Raw genomic sequence first — 14,528 nt, 5'->3', positions numbered from 1 at the left:
CCCACAGCACATCGCCCAGCTCCTTGTTGGCCGTCCGCGCGAGGATGCTGCATCTCTCGGGGGCAACCCCCGAACCCCCGGCCGGGCCGTTGGTGCCGCGCCCTCTCAGCGCTCCCCGCCCGGCACCCACAGCACATCGCCCAGCTCCTTGTTGGCCGTCCGCGCGAGGATGCTGCATCTCTCGGGGGCAACCCCCGAACCCCCGGCCGGGCCGTTGGTGCCGCGCCCTCTCAGCGCTCCCCGCCCGGTACCCACAGCACATCGCCCAGCTCCTTGTTCGCCGTCCGGGCCAAGATGAACAGCAGGTCCGACAGGCGGTTGAGGTACGTCGCCGTGAGCGTGTTCATGATGTCGGCGTGGAGTTCCAGCGCCGCCCACGTGGAGCGCTCCGCGCGGCGTACGACCGTGCAGGCCTGGTGCAGCAGGGCCGCGCCGGGGGTGCCGCCGGGGAGGATGAAGCTGCGGAGCTTCTCCAGGTCCTCCAGGAAGTGGTCGCAGTCCGCCTCCAGCTTGTCGATGTAGGACTGCTCGACGCGCAGCGGCGGGTACTTGGGGTTCTCGACGACGGGCGTCGCCAGGTCGGCGCCCACGTCGAAGAGGTCGTTCTGGATGCGGACGAGCACCTTGACGACGTCTTCCGGCAGTTGCCCGAGGGCGATGGCCACGCCGATCGCCGCGTTCGCCTCATTGGTGTCGGCGTAGGCGGCGATGCGGGTGTCGGTCTTCACGGTGCGGCTCATGTCGCCGAGTGCGGTGGTGCCGCTGTCACCGGTGCGGGTGTAGATGCGCGTCAGATTGACCATGGGTACGAGCCTAGCCACGCGCTCGGCCGGTGGTGGAGAAGGACACCGCTCACGTAGGTCCGTGTGATCCCTGAGGCTGGAGGGGCCCAACTGCTGCGTGTGGTCCGCGTGGTGACTATCCAGTGTGATGTCCGTCATTTGGGACGTGACGCGTATCTCTTCCTGCCCAACGGCGCCGCGGCGGGCGCTAAGGTCCGGCCGAGAGCCGTAGCTGAACAGGCATGTGCACAGGGAGTAAGGGGACAGCAGTGGCCAAGAAGCTCGCCGTCATCGGGGCCGGTCTGATGGGGTCGGGGATCGCCCAGGTCTCCGCTCAGGCCGGGTGGGACGTCGTCCTGCGGGACGTCACCGACGCGGCGCTGCGGCGTGGCACGGACGGCATCAAGGCCTCGTACGACAAGTTCGTCTCCAAGGGCAAGCTCGACGCCGAGGCCGCCGAGGCGGCGCTGGCCCGGATCTCCACGACCACCGACCTCGACGGCGCGGCCGACGCCGACATCGTCGTGGAGGCCGTCTTCGAGGACATCGACACCAAGCGGGACATCTTCCGCACCCTGGACGGCCTGGTGAAGGACGAGACCGTCCTGGCCTCCAACACCTCCGCCATCCCGATCACGAAGATCGCGGCCGCCACGGAGCGCCCGGAGCGGGTCGTCGGCACACACTTCTTCTCCCCGGTGCCGATGATGCAGCTTTGCGAGCTGGTCCGCGGGTACAAGACCAGTGACGAAACGCTCGCCGCCGCCCGCGAGTTCGCCGAGGGCGTCGGCAAGACCTGCATCGTCGTCAACCGCGACGTCGCCGGCTTCGTCACCACCCGGCTGATCTCGGCGCTCGTCGTCGAGGCGGCCAAGCTCTACGAGTCCGGGGTGGCCTCCGCCGAGGACATCGACATCGCCTGCAAGCTGGGCTTCGGTCACGCGATGGGCCCACTGGCCACCGCCGACCTGACCGGTGTCGACATCCTCATGCACGCCACGGGCAACATCTACACCGAGTGCCAGGACGAGAAGTTCGCGCCGCCGGAGATCATGCGCCGCATGGTCGACGCCGGGGACCTCGGCCGCAAGAGCGGGCAGGGCTTTTACCAGCACTGACGGTGCAGCCGTCAGCCCATTCACCCACCGGGGTGAATTAGGTATCGGTTCGCCAACAAGCGGCAACCTTGTCGTGTGAGAGGCAGTCAGTTCTTTAGAACCTCACCCACATCACGCACCACTCCGGGGAGCGCATATGCACATCAGGGGCGACCACGCCGAACTGGTCGTCGGGGGGCGCCTCGACGTCCGCAGCGCGGCGGACGCCCGTACGGTGCTGCACTCCGCGCTGGACGCGGGCAGAGGTGACCTCGTGCTCGACCTCACCGAGCTCGACTCCTGGGACGCGACGGGCCTCGGCGTCATCATGGGCGCCCACCGCCGCGCGGGACGCACCGGCCGACGGCTGGTCCTGCGCGGCGTGCCCGACCGGATGCAGCGGCTGCTGGTCGCCACCCGACTGCACCGCATCCTCGCGATCGAGGGCGGCATCGAGGCCGAGTCGCTGCCGCGGGTCTGAGCCGGGCCCGGGCGGCGAGCCGGCTCCCGTCGCGGAGCCCGGCGTTCCGGTGCCCGTGGGGCGGCGGGGCCCCCGGCCGCCCTGTTTCCGATTTGTCCCTCCGCTTCTCATGAGACTGTGACATGCCCCGGGCGGCGAGCCGCTCGGGTATTCATGGATACTGTCCGGAGGTCTGAGGTTCGGTTTTCCCGCCGCATAGGCCGCATCAGCACGCCCACGGCGGGCACCGGACACGAAGCGCCGGCCGGGTTCGTCCCGGCTGTGGGTGAGGGAGTGCGGACAGGCCGGGAGGGCACGACGGCACGCCACGCATTGGGGGGCTTTCACCATGGACCCGACGAACCGATCCGATGAGTTCGGCGACCACGGCCACGAGGCTGTCGCCGACAGCGCCCCGGAGCGGCCGACGGTGGACCGTGAGCCCGTCGGCAGGAGCGCCGGGCCCGTCCGCGTCGTCCGGCTCGTCGCGGGCGACTACGTCCTCACCGTCAACCCCGTCGACGGCAGCGAGATCGAACCCTGCCTGCCCGGCCGCCGCCCCGGCCGCCCCGGACGGCACGGCCCCGCCGAGCGCGCCGAGCTGACCCGCGCCGCCGCACCGCCGCCGCCCGCCCGCCAGGCCGGCCCCGAGCTTCCGCTGCTGGAGCGCCAGGAGGAGCGCGAGCGGCTCACCCGCCTGCTCTCCCGCGGCCGCTCCGTGCGCCTCACCGGCCCCGCCGGCTCCGGCCGCACCGTGCTGCTGAACGCCGTCGCCGCCGACTGCGAGGGCCTCGCGCCCGATGGCGTCGTCCGCCTCAGCGGCCACCACCGCACCGCCGGCGACCTGTTGTACGAGCTGTTCGCCGCCGTCCACGACGCGCCCCTGCACCGCCCCGACCGGGCCGAGCTGCTGGCCGCCGTCCACGAGATCGGCGCGGTCGTCGTCCTGGACGACCTCGAATTCGGCGGCGGCGCCCTCGACGAGCTCCTCGACGCCACCCCCGAGTGCGCCTTCCTCCTCGCGGCCACGCCCGACGTCGCCGCGCCGTCCGCCGATTCACACCTCGAAGAGGTGTTCCTCGGCGGCCTCGACCGCACCGGCTGCCTGGAGCTGCTGGAGCACGCCGTGGACCGGCCCCTCACCGACGAGGAGGCCGACTGGGCGGCGGACCTGTGGTTCGAGTCGGAGGGGCTGCCGCTGCGCTTCGTCCAGGCCGGCGCGCTGCTGCGGCAGCGCGACGAGATGAGCGCCGACCCGGCCGCCGTCGACGAGTTCGGCGTCTTCGCCGAGCGGCCCTACATCGCCGCCGCCGACGCCGACGGCGCCGCCGAGTCCCGGACCTCCATCCCGCTGCCCCCGCTCGCGGTGGCCGCGGCCCCCGTCGCGCTGCTCGTCGCCCGGCTCGGCGACGCCGCCCGCGACACCCTGCGCTTCGCCATCGCCCTCGCCGGCGAGGTCCCGCACCAGGCACACCTGCCGGCCCTCGTCGGCGACACCCACGCGGACGCCGCCATCGGCGAGCTGCTCGCCAGCGGGCTGATCACCGCCACCGGCTCGCGCTACCGGCTGGCGGCGGGCGTCGCCGAGCAACTGCTCGGCGAGGGGTACGGCACGGACGCCGCCGAGCGTGCGCACACGGCCGCCCAGCACTACGCCTGGTGGGCCGGCCACCCCTCCGTCGCCCCCGAGCGCGCGGCCGCCGAGGCCGACGCCGTCCTTGCCGCCATGAGCGTCCTGGTCACCGACGGCGAGCCCGGGCACCCGGCCGCCGCGGTGCTGCTGGCCCGCACGGTCTCGCCCGCGTTCGCCGCGGCGCTGCACTGGAACGCGTGGGAGCGCGCTCTCCGGTACGGCCAGGAGGCCGCCCGGCGCGCGGGCGAGGTCGGTGAAGAAGCGTATTTCCACCACGAGTTGGGCGTACTGGCGCTGTGCACCGGCAATGTCGACCGGGCCCGCGCCGAGCTGGAGGCGTCCGTCGGGATGCGCGGCGTCCTCGCGGACAAGCGCGGCGCCATAGCGGGCCGCCGGGCGCTCGCGCTGGTCGCGGACCGCTCCGGCCTGTCGATGGGCGCCGCCCCGGTGCCCATGGCCACCCCTCGCGCCGAGCCCGCGCGGCCCGCACCGGTGCCGCCGCCCGTGCCGGCCGCCGAGCCGGCCGGCCGGGCGCCCGCGGGCGAGGAGATCCCGGACGCGCGCAGGGAGGAGTCGGCCACGCCCCCGTACGTGCCGGCCGCCCCCGCGGCCCCCGCGGCGTCGGACCCGTTCACCACCACGGTCTTCCACCGGGTCGCGAGCCCCCCGCCCACGCCGCCGCGCCAGCCCTGGGCGCGGAAGCTGATGGTGGCCGGCACCCGCCGCAATCTGGCGGCGGCGGGCGCGGGCGCCCTGCTCGCGGCCGTCCTGGGCACCGTCGTCACCCTGGGTGCCACCTCCGGCGGCCAGGACGACAAGTCCCCCGACGGCGTCAAGCCCGGCCAGTCCGCGTCCCAGCAGGACGGCAACAGCCCCCTGAACGCCGACCAGCCCGCAGGCGGCGGCACCGGCGGCGGCCAGGTCCCCGGCCGGCCGGGCAAGCCGGGCCAGTCGGCCGGCCCGAGCGCCTCCGGCAGCCCGTCGCCGGGCGCGTCCGGCAGCGCCTCGCCGAGCGGCTCCCCGAGCCGCGGCGGCGAGCCCTCCGGGTCGCCGTCCTCCCCGGGCGGGCCCTCGCACAGCCCGTCGCGCTCGTCGGGCGGCGGCGAACCCTCGAAGTCGGCGAACCCCTCGCCGAGCAGGAGCAGCGGCGGCGAGTCCCCGTCGCAGCCCACGAACCCCACGCCGAGCCAGTCCCAGCCCTCGGCGGGCGGCGGCTCGAACTCCGCGAGCGGTCCCGCCTCCGGCAGCAAGCCGGCGGACGGCGGCGCGTCCTCGCTCCAGGCGGGCGCGCCGGCGGCCTGAGACGACCCTGAGACGACAACGCGAGGGCCCGTACCCCCCATCGGGGAGGTACGGGCCCTCGGGCGTCAGTACCTCAGAACAGCCGCAGCTTGTCGTCCTCGATGCCGCGCATCGCGTCGTAGTCCAGGACCAGGCAGCCGATGCCGCGGTCCGTCGCCAGGACGCGCGCCTGCGGCTTGATCTCCTGGGCGGCGAAGACGCCGCGCACCGGGGCCAGGTGCGGGTCGCGGTTGAGCAGCTCCAGATAGCGGGTGAGCTGCTCGACACCGTCGATGTCGCCGCGGCGCTTGAGCTCGACGGCCACCGTGGCGCCGTCCGCGTCCCGGCAGAGGATGTCGACCGGGCCGATGGCGGTGGGGTACTCGCGGCGAATCAGGGTATACCCCTCACCGAGCGTCTCGATGCGGTCCGCGAGGAGCTCCTGGAGGTGCGCTTCCACGCCGTCCTTGATGAGGCCCGGGTCGACGCCGAGCTCGTGCGAGGAGTCGTGCAGCACTTCCTCCATCGTGATGATCAGCTTCTCGCCCGCCTTGTTGACCACCGTCCACACCGAACCGTCGCCCTCCTTGAGGGTGCACGGCGGGGACATCCAGTTGAGGGGTTTGTAGGCACGGTCGTCCGCGTGGATCGAGACGCTGCCGTCCGCCTTCACGAGGATCAGTCGCGGGGCGGAGGGGAGGTGGGCGGTGAGCCGGCCCGCGTAGTCCACGGAGCAACGGGCAATGACGAGACGCATGGTGAGTCACGCTACTCGACACCTGCCCCTCGACGCGATTCGCCTCTTTTCATGCCATGACCCGTGGCCGGTTGTTGATGCGTTCTCCTGGTGCGCCCGCAGTGGCCGATTTACCGTTGAAGCGGGCGGTCGTCGTACGGGCACAGGGCGTCGTCGTCCGCCCGCCCATCCCTAGACCCTGCGCGCTGGGGTTGTGAGAAAAGGAGAACTCATGTCGCTCGACGTCTCACCGGCCCTCCTTGAACAGGCCGAGCGAGGCGAGGTCGACGAAGCGGAATTCGTCGGCTGCGTCCGGACCTCCCTGCCGTACGCGTGGGAGATGATCAGCTCCCTGGTGGCCCGGCTCAAGATCGACGGTGGCGAGTTCGCCGACAACCAGACGCCCCCGCCGGACGAGCGGGCCCGCGGTCAACTGCTGCGCGCCCTGGCGAGTGACGCGATCCGCGGTGCGCTGGAGCGGCACTTCGGTGTGCGCCTGGCGTTCCAGAACTGCCATCGGGTGGCGGTCTTCCCCATCGGCCCGTCGGCCGATGACCGCTTCGCCCGCTTCACCTCCATCCGCGGTCAGCTGCTGAACCAGTCCCCCGAGCTCCGGGACTGCTGACGCGTCCGTGCTGCCGCTCCGCACCCCGGGAGGTGCTTTCAGTGCAGGGGCGGCAGCTCCGGCGGCGGCTGATCGGCGGCGCACGGGCGACGCGGGTCGGGCCCGGGAGGAGGCCGGAGGGGGTCGGGGAAGGCGTCAGGCGAGCAGCGGGAGGACCTCGGTGCCCAGTCGGCGGAGGTTGTCCTCGGTGGCGGCGAGGTCGCCGGAGCCCTCGGTCAGGAGGGCGAAGCGGGAGATGCCCGTACGCTCCGCGGTGGCCGCGAGGCGGTCCGCGCAGAGCCGCGGCGGGCCCACCGGATGGAGATCGCACAACAACTGTGTGTACTCCAGCGGATCGCGCATTCGCCGCGTCCGGCCGTCGACCGTGACATGCGCGGAGAGCCCCTGGTGCAGCCAGCCGGGCATGGCCTTGGTCAGCGTCTCCGCGGCCTCCTGGCGCCGGTCCCCGACCTGTGCGACCCCGGCCGACACATGGCCGGCCGCGGCGATCTCCTCGGGTGAACGCCCCGCCTCCAGCGCGCACTTGCGCCACAGGGCGACCATCTCCGCCTTCTCCTCGTCGTCGCTGTGCATCCCGAGCAGCATCGGCAGGCCGTGCCCGGCCGCCAGCCGCACGCTCGCGGGGGAGGTGCAGGCGACGATCACGGGCGGGGCGGAACGATCCTCCAGCTCGTCCGGGCGCGGTACGACCGGGACGTCCCGGAACCGGAAGCGGGGGCCGGAGGCGCCCACGCGGGGCTCCCGCAGCCAGCGCATCAGCAGTTCGAGGGACTCGGGGAACCCCTCTTCGTAGGCGCTCAGACCGGAGCCGAACACCTCCAGGTCGACCCACGGGCCGCCGCGGCCCACCCCGAGGGTGAACCTGCCCTCGGAGGCGAGGTGCAGCAGCGCCGTCTGCTCGCCCAGCGCGACGGGATGCACCGTGGGCAGGACGCTCACCGCCGTGCCGATGTGAATGCGGCGGGTGCGGCCCAGCAGCAGGGCGGCCAGCGTCACCGCGGACGGGCAGACGCCGTACGGCACGAAATGGTGCTCGGCGAGCCAGACGGCGTCCAGCCCGGACTCCTCGGCGACCACCGCCGATCGCACGGCTCGGTGCAGCGCTTCCCCGTGCCCCTGGCCGGGGAACTGTGCGGCCAGGACGAATGCTCCAACGCGCATCGCTCTTACTCCTCCTAGCGACCGACGCGGCATCCCCCCACCCGAAATAACGCCTGACACGTGCCATGGGCACGGCCCCACGTTAAGTTTTCATGATGATCGGAGAGCAGCGCGGGTGACGCCCAAGGGAGGGCCGCCCCCGACGGTGACCGTGACGCGTAACCTGGTCACGGCCCGTAGCTCCCCAGACCTCCGAGGTGCCCCGTGTCTCCGCGCCGAAACCGCCCGCGAGGCGGTCCCGACAAGCCAGCCGACGCCCCTCGCGAGGGCGGCTTCCAGCGCTACGGGCTGGAGCACACGGAGTCCTGGCAAGGGGAGGAGTGGGCGGTGCGCACGATCGGCGGCGGCGCGGCCGCGAAGCACTATCGCTGCCCCGGCTGCGATCAGGAGATCCCGCCCGGGGTGCCGCACCTGGTCGCCTGGCCGCAGTACGGCGGGGGCGTGGAGGACCGGCGCCACTGGCACAAGGCCTGCTGGAACGCGAAGGACCGCCGGAGCGCTCGGCTCCAGCGGTCCCGTAACGCACCGCGGTATTGAGGTCCTACGCGTCGCGCTTGAGCAGCGCGGTGTAGGCGCCGCCCAGGGTGACCGCGGCCACCCCCGCCATGATCCAGACCGCGTCCCAGCCGGTCGGTCCCGTGCCGCCCTCGAAGGCGCCGTAGAGGGAGATCAGCTGGGTCGGGATCGAGTACTTCAGCAGGAAGTCCCGCACGCCGTCCATGCTGTCCATGGTCAGGAACATCTGGACGACCAGCGGCAGCAGCACCACGCCCAGCATGGCCGTGATCGCGCCCGCGGAGTGCCGGACGACCGTGCCCACGGCGAGCGCGACGAGCCCCACGAGGGCCACGAACACCCCCACGCCGACCGTCGCCAGCAGCCAGTCCGAGCCGCTCGGCTCGCTGAGGCGGTCGCCGAGGATCGCGGAATCCATCAGCCCCACCAGCAGCATCGACACCGTGGTGACCGTGAAGACCAGCAGGAAGAACACGATCGCCTTCGCCGACAGCACGCGCGCGCGGTCCGGGCAGGCGGTCAGGGTCGTACGGATCAGGCCCGTGCCGTACTCGGACGAGATCGTCAGCACCCCGAGGGTGATCACGCAGACGAGGCCCAGCAGCACGCCGTACGCGCCGAACATCAGCGGCGTGGCGTCCTCCGCGTCGTTCCCGTCGATCGCCGCCTCCACGGCGAAGCCGATCAGCAGCCCGAGGCCGATGATGAGCACGACCATGACGCCGAGCGTCCATATCGTCGACCGCAGGGACCGCAGCTTGGTCCACTCTGCGGCGATCGCGTCGGCGAGGTTCGACTTCCGCACCGGGATGGGCGAGACGTACCCGACCGGGCCGGCGCCGGGCCACTGGCCCGGCGCGGCCTGCTGCGCGTAGCCGGGAGCCTGCGGCTGCGGCGCGAACTGCGGCGGCGCGGGCGGCTGGGGGTGCTGGGGGGCGGTCATCGGGCGTCCTCGCTGTCACGCTTGGTCAGGTCGGCGGGGGCGGGTGCGGTCGTGGGGGCGGTGGCGTCGCCGGGTGCGGCCGGTGCGGCGGCCACGGGAGCGGCGGGCGGGGCCTGCGGAGGTATCGCCGGGTGCGCCTGGGGCATCGGCTGCGGCTGGGCGTACGGATTGGGCCGCTCGCCCGGGAGTGCGGGGTAGGGGTTGGCCGGCGGCTGGCCCCAGCCCTGCGGCGCGGGTGCGCCGGGTCCGTAGCCGTACGGGTCGGCGGCGGGCTGGAGGCCGGCCCGCTGGTCGGTGGTGGAGCGGTAGTCGACGGCGCCCTGCGTCATCCGCATGTACGCCTCCTCCAGGGACGCCTGGTGCGGGGAGAGCTCCCAGAGGCGGACGTCCGCGTCGTGCGCGAGGTCGCTGATCCGGGGCAGGGGCACGCCCGTGACGCGCAGGGCGCCGTCCGGCTCGGGCAGCACATTGCCGCCGGCCTCGACGATCGCGGCCGTGAGCTTCTCGCGGCTCGCCGGCTCGGCGTCGGGGGTGCGTACGCGCGCGAAGTCCGCGGAGTTCGCCGAGATGAAGTCCTTCACGCTCATGTCGGCGAGCAGCTGACCGCGGCCGATGACGATCAGGTGGTCGGCGGTGAGGGCCATCTCGCTCATCAGGTGCGAGGAGACGAAGACGGTGCGGCCCTCGGCGGCGAGCTGCTTCATGAGGTTGCGCACCCAGAGGATGCCCTCGGGGTCGAGGCCGTTGACCGGCTCGTCGAAGAGGAGGACCTGGGGGTCGCCGAGGAGGGCGGCCGCGATGCCCAGGCGCTGGCCCATGCCGAGCGAGAAGCCGCGGGAGCGGCGCTTCGCCACGTTCTGGAGGCCCACGACGCCGAGCACCTCGTCCACCCGGCGGGCCGGGATGCCGGCGAGCTGGGCGAGGGAGAGCAGGTGCAGCCGGGCGCTGCGGCCGCCGTGCACGGCCTTGGCGTCGAGCAGGGCGCCGACCTGGCGGGGCGCGTTGGGCAGCCGGCGGAAGGGGTGGCCACCGATGGTGACGTGACCGGAAGTGGGCATGTCCAGGCCAAGGATCATGCGCATCGTCGTGGACTTGCCGGATCCGTTGGGGCCCAGGAAGCCGGTGACGGCCCCCGGCCGCACCTGGAACGACAGATTGTGCACGGCCGTCTTGGCGCCGTAGCGCTTCGTCAGGCCGACTGCCTCGATCATGCTCCGCCCTTCACGAGATCCTCGGGGCATACGCCCCCGTAAGGGTTAGGAGCATAACGAGGGGTTGACGGTTCCTGCCTAAGGTGGATTTGCGCAAGGGTCGAACGACCCCGGGTGGGGCGGCAACTCCTCGTAGCGGCGCGGCGCCGCTCCGGTGTCCTCGGGGGCCGGGAGGCCGCTTCCCGTCAGCAGCAGGCCCTGGCTGCGGAAGATCCGCTTGCCTTCCGCCCGTACCGCCTCGTCCGCCCGCGCCCGCTCCACCCAGCGGGCCGGGTCGGGGCCCAGCAGGGCGTGCAGGTCGGGCGAGGCGGCGAGCAGCCCGCCGAGCAGGGCCCACTGGTCGCCGCCGCCGGGCAGCGGCCGGCCGGTGTGCCGGTCGATGAGGACACCGTGCACGCTGACGTAGAGGTACGCGCCACCGAGCCGGGTGCCGTCCGGCATGGTCATGGGGAAATCGGCGCCGGGCAGGAGCACCCGCAGATAGTTGAGCTCGGTGGCGTCGACGGCCGCGAGCTGCGCGGTGTCCAGCCAGCTGATCACCAGCGTGAGCTCGGCGGCCGGGTCGGCGTACGGCGCGGCGGCGACGTAACCGTTCCTGCCGATGTGCCCGGAGCAGCCGACCGCGACCCCGCGCACCCGCACCGGCACCATGGGCACGGCCGTGGGCAGGCCGCGCGAGGTGAGCTTGTGGTGGAGCTGGGCGGGCGAGGCGTTGGAACCGACGGCGACGACGGGGTGGCGGCGCCCGGTGCGGGGCAGGCCCAGGCTGTCGAGGACGTCGTCGAGGACCGGCTCGTGATCCGGGCCGGGGGCGGCTTCGGGGTCGTCCATCGCCGTCACCACCCCCCAGGTGCCGAGCCGGCCCGTCCGGACGCGCAGGGGGAGCAGTTCGTCGCCCGTGAGCAGGGCGGGCTCGGTGACCGGGCGGCCGGGGTAGGTGAGCGGGAAGTCGGCGGGCGCCCCGGCGAGGCCGAGCGCCTTGAGGCTGCGGTCCGTCACGGGTGCCGGTCCTTCCGGGAGGGCGGTCGGCTCCAGTCTGCCGGAACGCGGGGCGCGGCCCCAGAGCGCCCGGAAGCGCCCGCCCGGCCGCGGGCTACGCGTCGCGCCGCTTCAGCAGGACGTACGCGCCGATCAGCGCCGCCGCCGTCCACACCGCCATGATCGCGAAGCCGCCCCATGGCCCGTACGGCGCCTCGTCGCCGATCGTCACCACCTGCATGATCTTGTGTCCGGCCTGGTCGGGGAGGTACTGCCCGACCTTCTTCGTGGCGGAGACCGCGCCGAGGACGCTGGAGATGATGAAGAAGAACGGCATCAGGATGCCCAGCGACAGCATCGGGCTGCGCAGCATCGTCGCGACGCCCATCGAGAACAGCGCGATCAGCGTCATATAGAGCCCGCCGCCGATCACCGCGCGCAGCACACCCGGATCGCCGAGCGCCGCCTTGTGATCGCCGAGCATCGACTGGCCGACGAAGAACGCCGCGAAGCTGGTGATCATGCCGACGACCAGAACGAGCAGCGTGGCGACGGTGATCTTGCAGAAGAGAAAGGCGCCGCGCTGGGGGACGGCCGCGAGAGAGGTCCGGATCATTCCGGTGCTGTATTCGTTGGAGACGACCAGAACGCCAAAAACGATCATTGCGAGTTGGCCGAGACCCATCCCCGCGAAACTCGTAAATGTCGGATCGAAGGCGACCTTGTCCTTCGTTGGCATTTCATCGAAGTTGGTATTGGTGAAAGCGCTGATCAGGGCGCCGAGTGCGATCGTCACCACCAATGCGAGACCGAGCGTCCACACCGTGGAGCGGACGGATTTGATCTTCGTCCATTCCGACCGGAGAACCTGTGTCGCCAAAGCCATCGTCAGGACCCCTTCTTGCGCCAGTCGGCGCCCCAGCCGGCACCCGGCGGCTGCCCCGGCTCCGCCTGGGCGACCGGCCCGCTGTGCGCGTGGTACTCCACCGACTCGGCGGTGAGCCGCATGAACGCCTCCTCCAGCGATGCCTGCTGCGGGCTCAGCTCATGCAGGACGATCCCGTGCCGCGAGGCCAGCTCGCCCAGCCGCGCGGCATCGGTGCCGTCCACCTCCAGCGTGCCGTCCACGCCGGTCACGGCCTTGACGCCGGACAGGGCCAGCGCGTCCAGCAGCCGCTCGTGGTCCGGCGAGCGCAGCCGTACGTACGACCGGGAGTTCCGCGCGATGAAGTCGGCCATCGAGGTGTCCGCGAGCAGCCGCCCCTGACCGATGACGACCAAGTGGTCGGCGGTCAGCGCCATCTCGCTCATCAGGTGCGAGGAGACGAAGACCGTACGCCCCTGGGAGGCCAGATTCTTCATCAGATTGCGGATCCAGTGGATGCCCTCGGGATCCAGGCCGTTGACCGGTTCGTCGAACATCAGGATCCGGGGGTCGCCCAGCAGCGCGCCCGCGATGCCGAGCCGCTGCCCCATGCCCAGCGAGAAGCCCTTGGAGCGCTTTTTGGCCACCGACGTCAGGCCGACCGTGTCCAGAACCTCCCCCACCCGGGACCGGGGGATGCCATTGCTCTGGGCCAGGCACAGCAGGTGGTTGTACGCGCTGCGGCCGCCGTGCATCGCCTTGGCGTCCAGGAGCGCGCCGACGGCCCGGAGGGGGTCCCTCAGCTGTCGGTAGTGCTTGCCGTCGATGAGGACCGTGCCGGCGGTGGGGTTGTCGAGATCGAGCATCATCCGCATGGTCGTGGACTTGCCCGCGCCGTTGGGACCCAGGAAGCCGGTGACGATCCCCGGCCGGACCGTGCAGGTGAGGCCGTCCACGGCGAGCTTGTCGCCGTAGCGCTTGGTCAGGCCCTGGAGCTCGATCATTCAGCCACGGTAAGGGCGGACCCCTCCCTCCGCCACCGGTAGGGGGCCATCCGGATGACCTCGGACGACCGCGCGGGGGAAGGCCTCCCGGAACGCCTCCGGGCACGCCGACGCCCCGGGTGCCGCTCGGGGCTGCACACGGGGCGTCGGCGTACGGGGGTGCGTAGAACTGCGGGTACTGCGAGGTACTGCGGCGTACGGTGCGGGCGTCAGCGGCTCTGCTGGGCCGGGACGCCGCGGGAGATCGGCTCGTCGTCGCCGGGCGCGCCGGCCGCGGCCACGGCGGCGCCGGTCAGCGTCGCCAGCATCTCGCGGACGTTGGTCAGCTGGGCGTTGATGGAGTCGCGGCGGTTGGTCAGCGCCGCCAGCTCGCGCTCGGACTCGCTGCGGATCCGGTCCGCCTTGGCGTTCGCGTCGGCCACGATGTCCTCGGCCTGGCGCTGCGCGGTCTCCACCGTCTGGCGGGCCCGGCGCTCGGCGTCCGTGCGCAGCTTCTCGGCCTCCAGGCGCAGCTGCTCGGCGCGGTGCTCGATCTCCGCCAGGCGCTTCTCGGCCTTGGCCTGACGGGACGCCAGGTCGCGCTCGGACTGCTCACGGCGCTTGGCGAGGTTGGTCTCGAAGTCGGCGGCGGCCTGGGCGGCCTTGGCGCGGGTCTCCTCGAAGAGGGCGTCGGCCTCCTCGCGCTTGGACTGCGCGTCCTTCTGCGCCTCGGCACGCAGGGTGGCGGCGTCACCCTTCGCCTTCTCGACGATCCGGGCGCCCTCGTCCTCCGCCTTCGCCTTGCGGTCGGCGGCGAACGACTCCGCGTCATTGCGCACCTGCTGGGCGGCCGACTCGGCCAGCTCGCGGTGCTGTTCGGCGGCGCGCCGGGCCTCCTCACGGAGATCCTTGGCCTCTTCCTCGGCCAGCCGAAGGATCTTCTCGACCCGCGCTCCCAGCCCCGCGTAGGACGGCTCCGCGTCGTTGACCTGGGCCTGAGCGTTCTGCGTTTCGAGGTGGAGCTCCTCGATCCGCTTTTCCAGAGAGGTGATTCGAGCCAGTGCGCTGTCACGGTCGGCGACGAGCTTGGTAATACGGTCGTCCACCTGGCCGCGGTCGTATCCACGCCGCACGAGCTCGAAGCCGAAGGGGGAGGAAGTGTCGCTCATGGGGTTCCTGTCATAAGAGACCGGTGAGGTGATAGAGGGAATCCTAGGGGTGCGAGCGGCGTGTCATCGAGTAGACGGTCGGCAGATC

General features: G+C 72.4%; 14 protein-coding genes. 5 read left to right on the top strand and 9 right to left on the bottom strand.

Annotated elements, in window-relative coordinates:
- Positions 1 to 230: 230 nt before the first annotated feature.
- Positions 231 to 803, bottom strand: coding sequence for a cob(I)yrinic acid a,c-diamide adenosyltransferase (locus tag ACZ303_RS10825; RefSeq protein ID WP_467337300.1), 573 nt, complete (start codon positions 801 to 803; stop codon positions 231 to 233).
- A gap of 248 nt (positions 804 to 1,051) precedes the next feature.
- Here ACZ303_RS10825 and ACZ303_RS10820 point away from each other — a divergent pair, with 248 nt between their 5' ends.
- The 3 genes from ACZ303_RS10820 to ACZ303_RS10810 all read left to right on the top strand — a co-directional run bounded on the left by ACZ303_RS10820 (position 1,052) and on the right by ACZ303_RS10810 (position 5,274).
- The gene (locus ACZ303_RS10820; RefSeq protein ID WP_467337298.1) at positions 1,052 to 1,900 is read left to right on the top strand and encodes a 3-hydroxyacyl-CoA dehydrogenase family protein; all 849 of its coding nucleotides are present in this window, start codon (positions 1,052 to 1,054) and stop codon (positions 1,898 to 1,900) included.
- A gap of 136 nt (positions 1,901 to 2,036) precedes the next feature.
- Entirely contained in the window at positions 2,037 to 2,360 is a 324-nt protein-coding gene (locus ACZ303_RS10815) for an STAS domain-containing protein (RefSeq protein ID WP_116213923.1), read from the top strand.
- Positions 2,361 to 2,688: 328 nt separating this feature from the next.
- Positions 2,689 to 5,274, top strand: coding sequence for an ATP-binding protein (locus ACZ303_RS10810; protein WP_467337296.1), 2,586 nt, complete (start codon positions 2,689 to 2,691; stop codon positions 5,272 to 5,274).
- A gap of 73 nt (positions 5,275 to 5,347) precedes the next feature.
- Here ACZ303_RS10810 and nucS read toward each other — a convergent pair whose 3' ends face one another.
- Positions 5,348 to 6,010: an endonuclease NucS gene (gene nucS, locus ACZ303_RS10805; protein ID WP_116213924.1), complete on the bottom strand. Its 663-nt coding sequence runs from the start codon at positions 6,008 to 6,010 to the stop codon at positions 5,348 to 5,350.
- A gap of 211 nt (positions 6,011 to 6,221) precedes the next feature.
- Here nucS and ACZ303_RS10800 point away from each other — a divergent pair, with 211 nt between their 5' ends.
- Positions 6,222 to 6,614, top strand: coding sequence for an SCO5389 family protein (locus tag ACZ303_RS10800; protein ID WP_467337293.1), 393 nt, complete (start codon positions 6,222 to 6,224; stop codon positions 6,612 to 6,614).
- A gap of 135 nt (positions 6,615 to 6,749) precedes the next feature.
- On the opposite strand, the gene ACZ303_RS10795 is transcribed toward ACZ303_RS10800, so the two are convergent.
- Positions 6,750 to 7,775 (bottom strand): LLM class flavin-dependent oxidoreductase, encoded by a 1,026-nt coding sequence (locus tag ACZ303_RS10795; protein ID WP_467337290.1) that lies wholly within the window; start codon positions 7,773 to 7,775, stop codon positions 6,750 to 6,752.
- Positions 7,776 to 7,979: 204 nt separating this feature from the next.
- Here ACZ303_RS10795 and ACZ303_RS10790 point away from each other — a divergent pair, with 204 nt between their 5' ends.
- A complete protein-coding gene (locus tag ACZ303_RS10790; RefSeq protein ID WP_467337288.1) occupies positions 7,980 to 8,312 on the top strand; it encodes an ATP/GTP-binding protein in 333 nt (110 codons plus the stop codon).
- 4 nt (positions 8,313 to 8,316) lie between these two features.
- On the opposite strand, the gene ACZ303_RS10785 is transcribed toward ACZ303_RS10790, so the two are convergent.
- The 6 genes from ACZ303_RS10785 to ACZ303_RS10760 form a co-directional block, all read right to left on the bottom strand.
- Positions 8,317 to 9,234 carry an ABC transporter permease gene (locus tag ACZ303_RS10785; protein ID WP_467337286.1) on the bottom strand — a complete coding sequence of 306 codons (918 nt, stop codon included), beginning with the start codon at positions 9,232 to 9,234 and terminating at the stop codon, positions 8,317 to 8,319.
- A complete protein-coding gene (locus ACZ303_RS10780) occupies positions 9,231 to 10,445 on the bottom strand; it encodes an ABC transporter ATP-binding protein (protein ID WP_467337284.1) in 1,215 nt (404 codons plus the stop codon). Before ACZ303_RS10780 ends, ACZ303_RS10785 begins: the two co-directional genes overlap by 4 nt.
- Before the next feature lie 78 nt (positions 10,446 to 10,523).
- Positions 10,524 to 11,444: a hypothetical protein gene (locus tag ACZ303_RS10775; protein ID WP_467337282.1), complete on the bottom strand. Its 921-nt coding sequence runs from the start codon at positions 11,442 to 11,444 to the stop codon at positions 10,524 to 10,526.
- Between the two features lie 94 nt (positions 11,445 to 11,538).
- Positions 11,539 to 12,309, bottom strand: coding sequence for an ABC transporter permease (locus ACZ303_RS10770; RefSeq protein ID WP_467337280.1), 771 nt, complete (start codon positions 12,307 to 12,309; stop codon positions 11,539 to 11,541).
- Between the two features lie 2 nt (positions 12,310 to 12,311).
- The gene (locus ACZ303_RS10765) at positions 12,312 to 13,292 is read right to left on the bottom strand and encodes an ABC transporter ATP-binding protein (protein ID WP_467337278.1); all 981 of its coding nucleotides are present in this window, start codon (positions 13,290 to 13,292) and stop codon (positions 12,312 to 12,314) included.
- Between the two features lie 209 nt (positions 13,293 to 13,501).
- Positions 13,502 to 14,440: a coiled-coil domain-containing protein gene (locus ACZ303_RS10760; protein WP_215081657.1), complete on the bottom strand. Its 939-nt coding sequence runs from the start codon at positions 14,438 to 14,440 to the stop codon at positions 13,502 to 13,504.
- Positions 14,441 to 14,528 lie beyond the last annotated feature (88 nt).

This window comes from Streptomyces sp. NPDC023527 (assembly GCF_055560115.1).
Note: the sequence above shows the minus strand (reverse complement) of the source record. Positions and strands in the feature narration are given on the sequence as shown.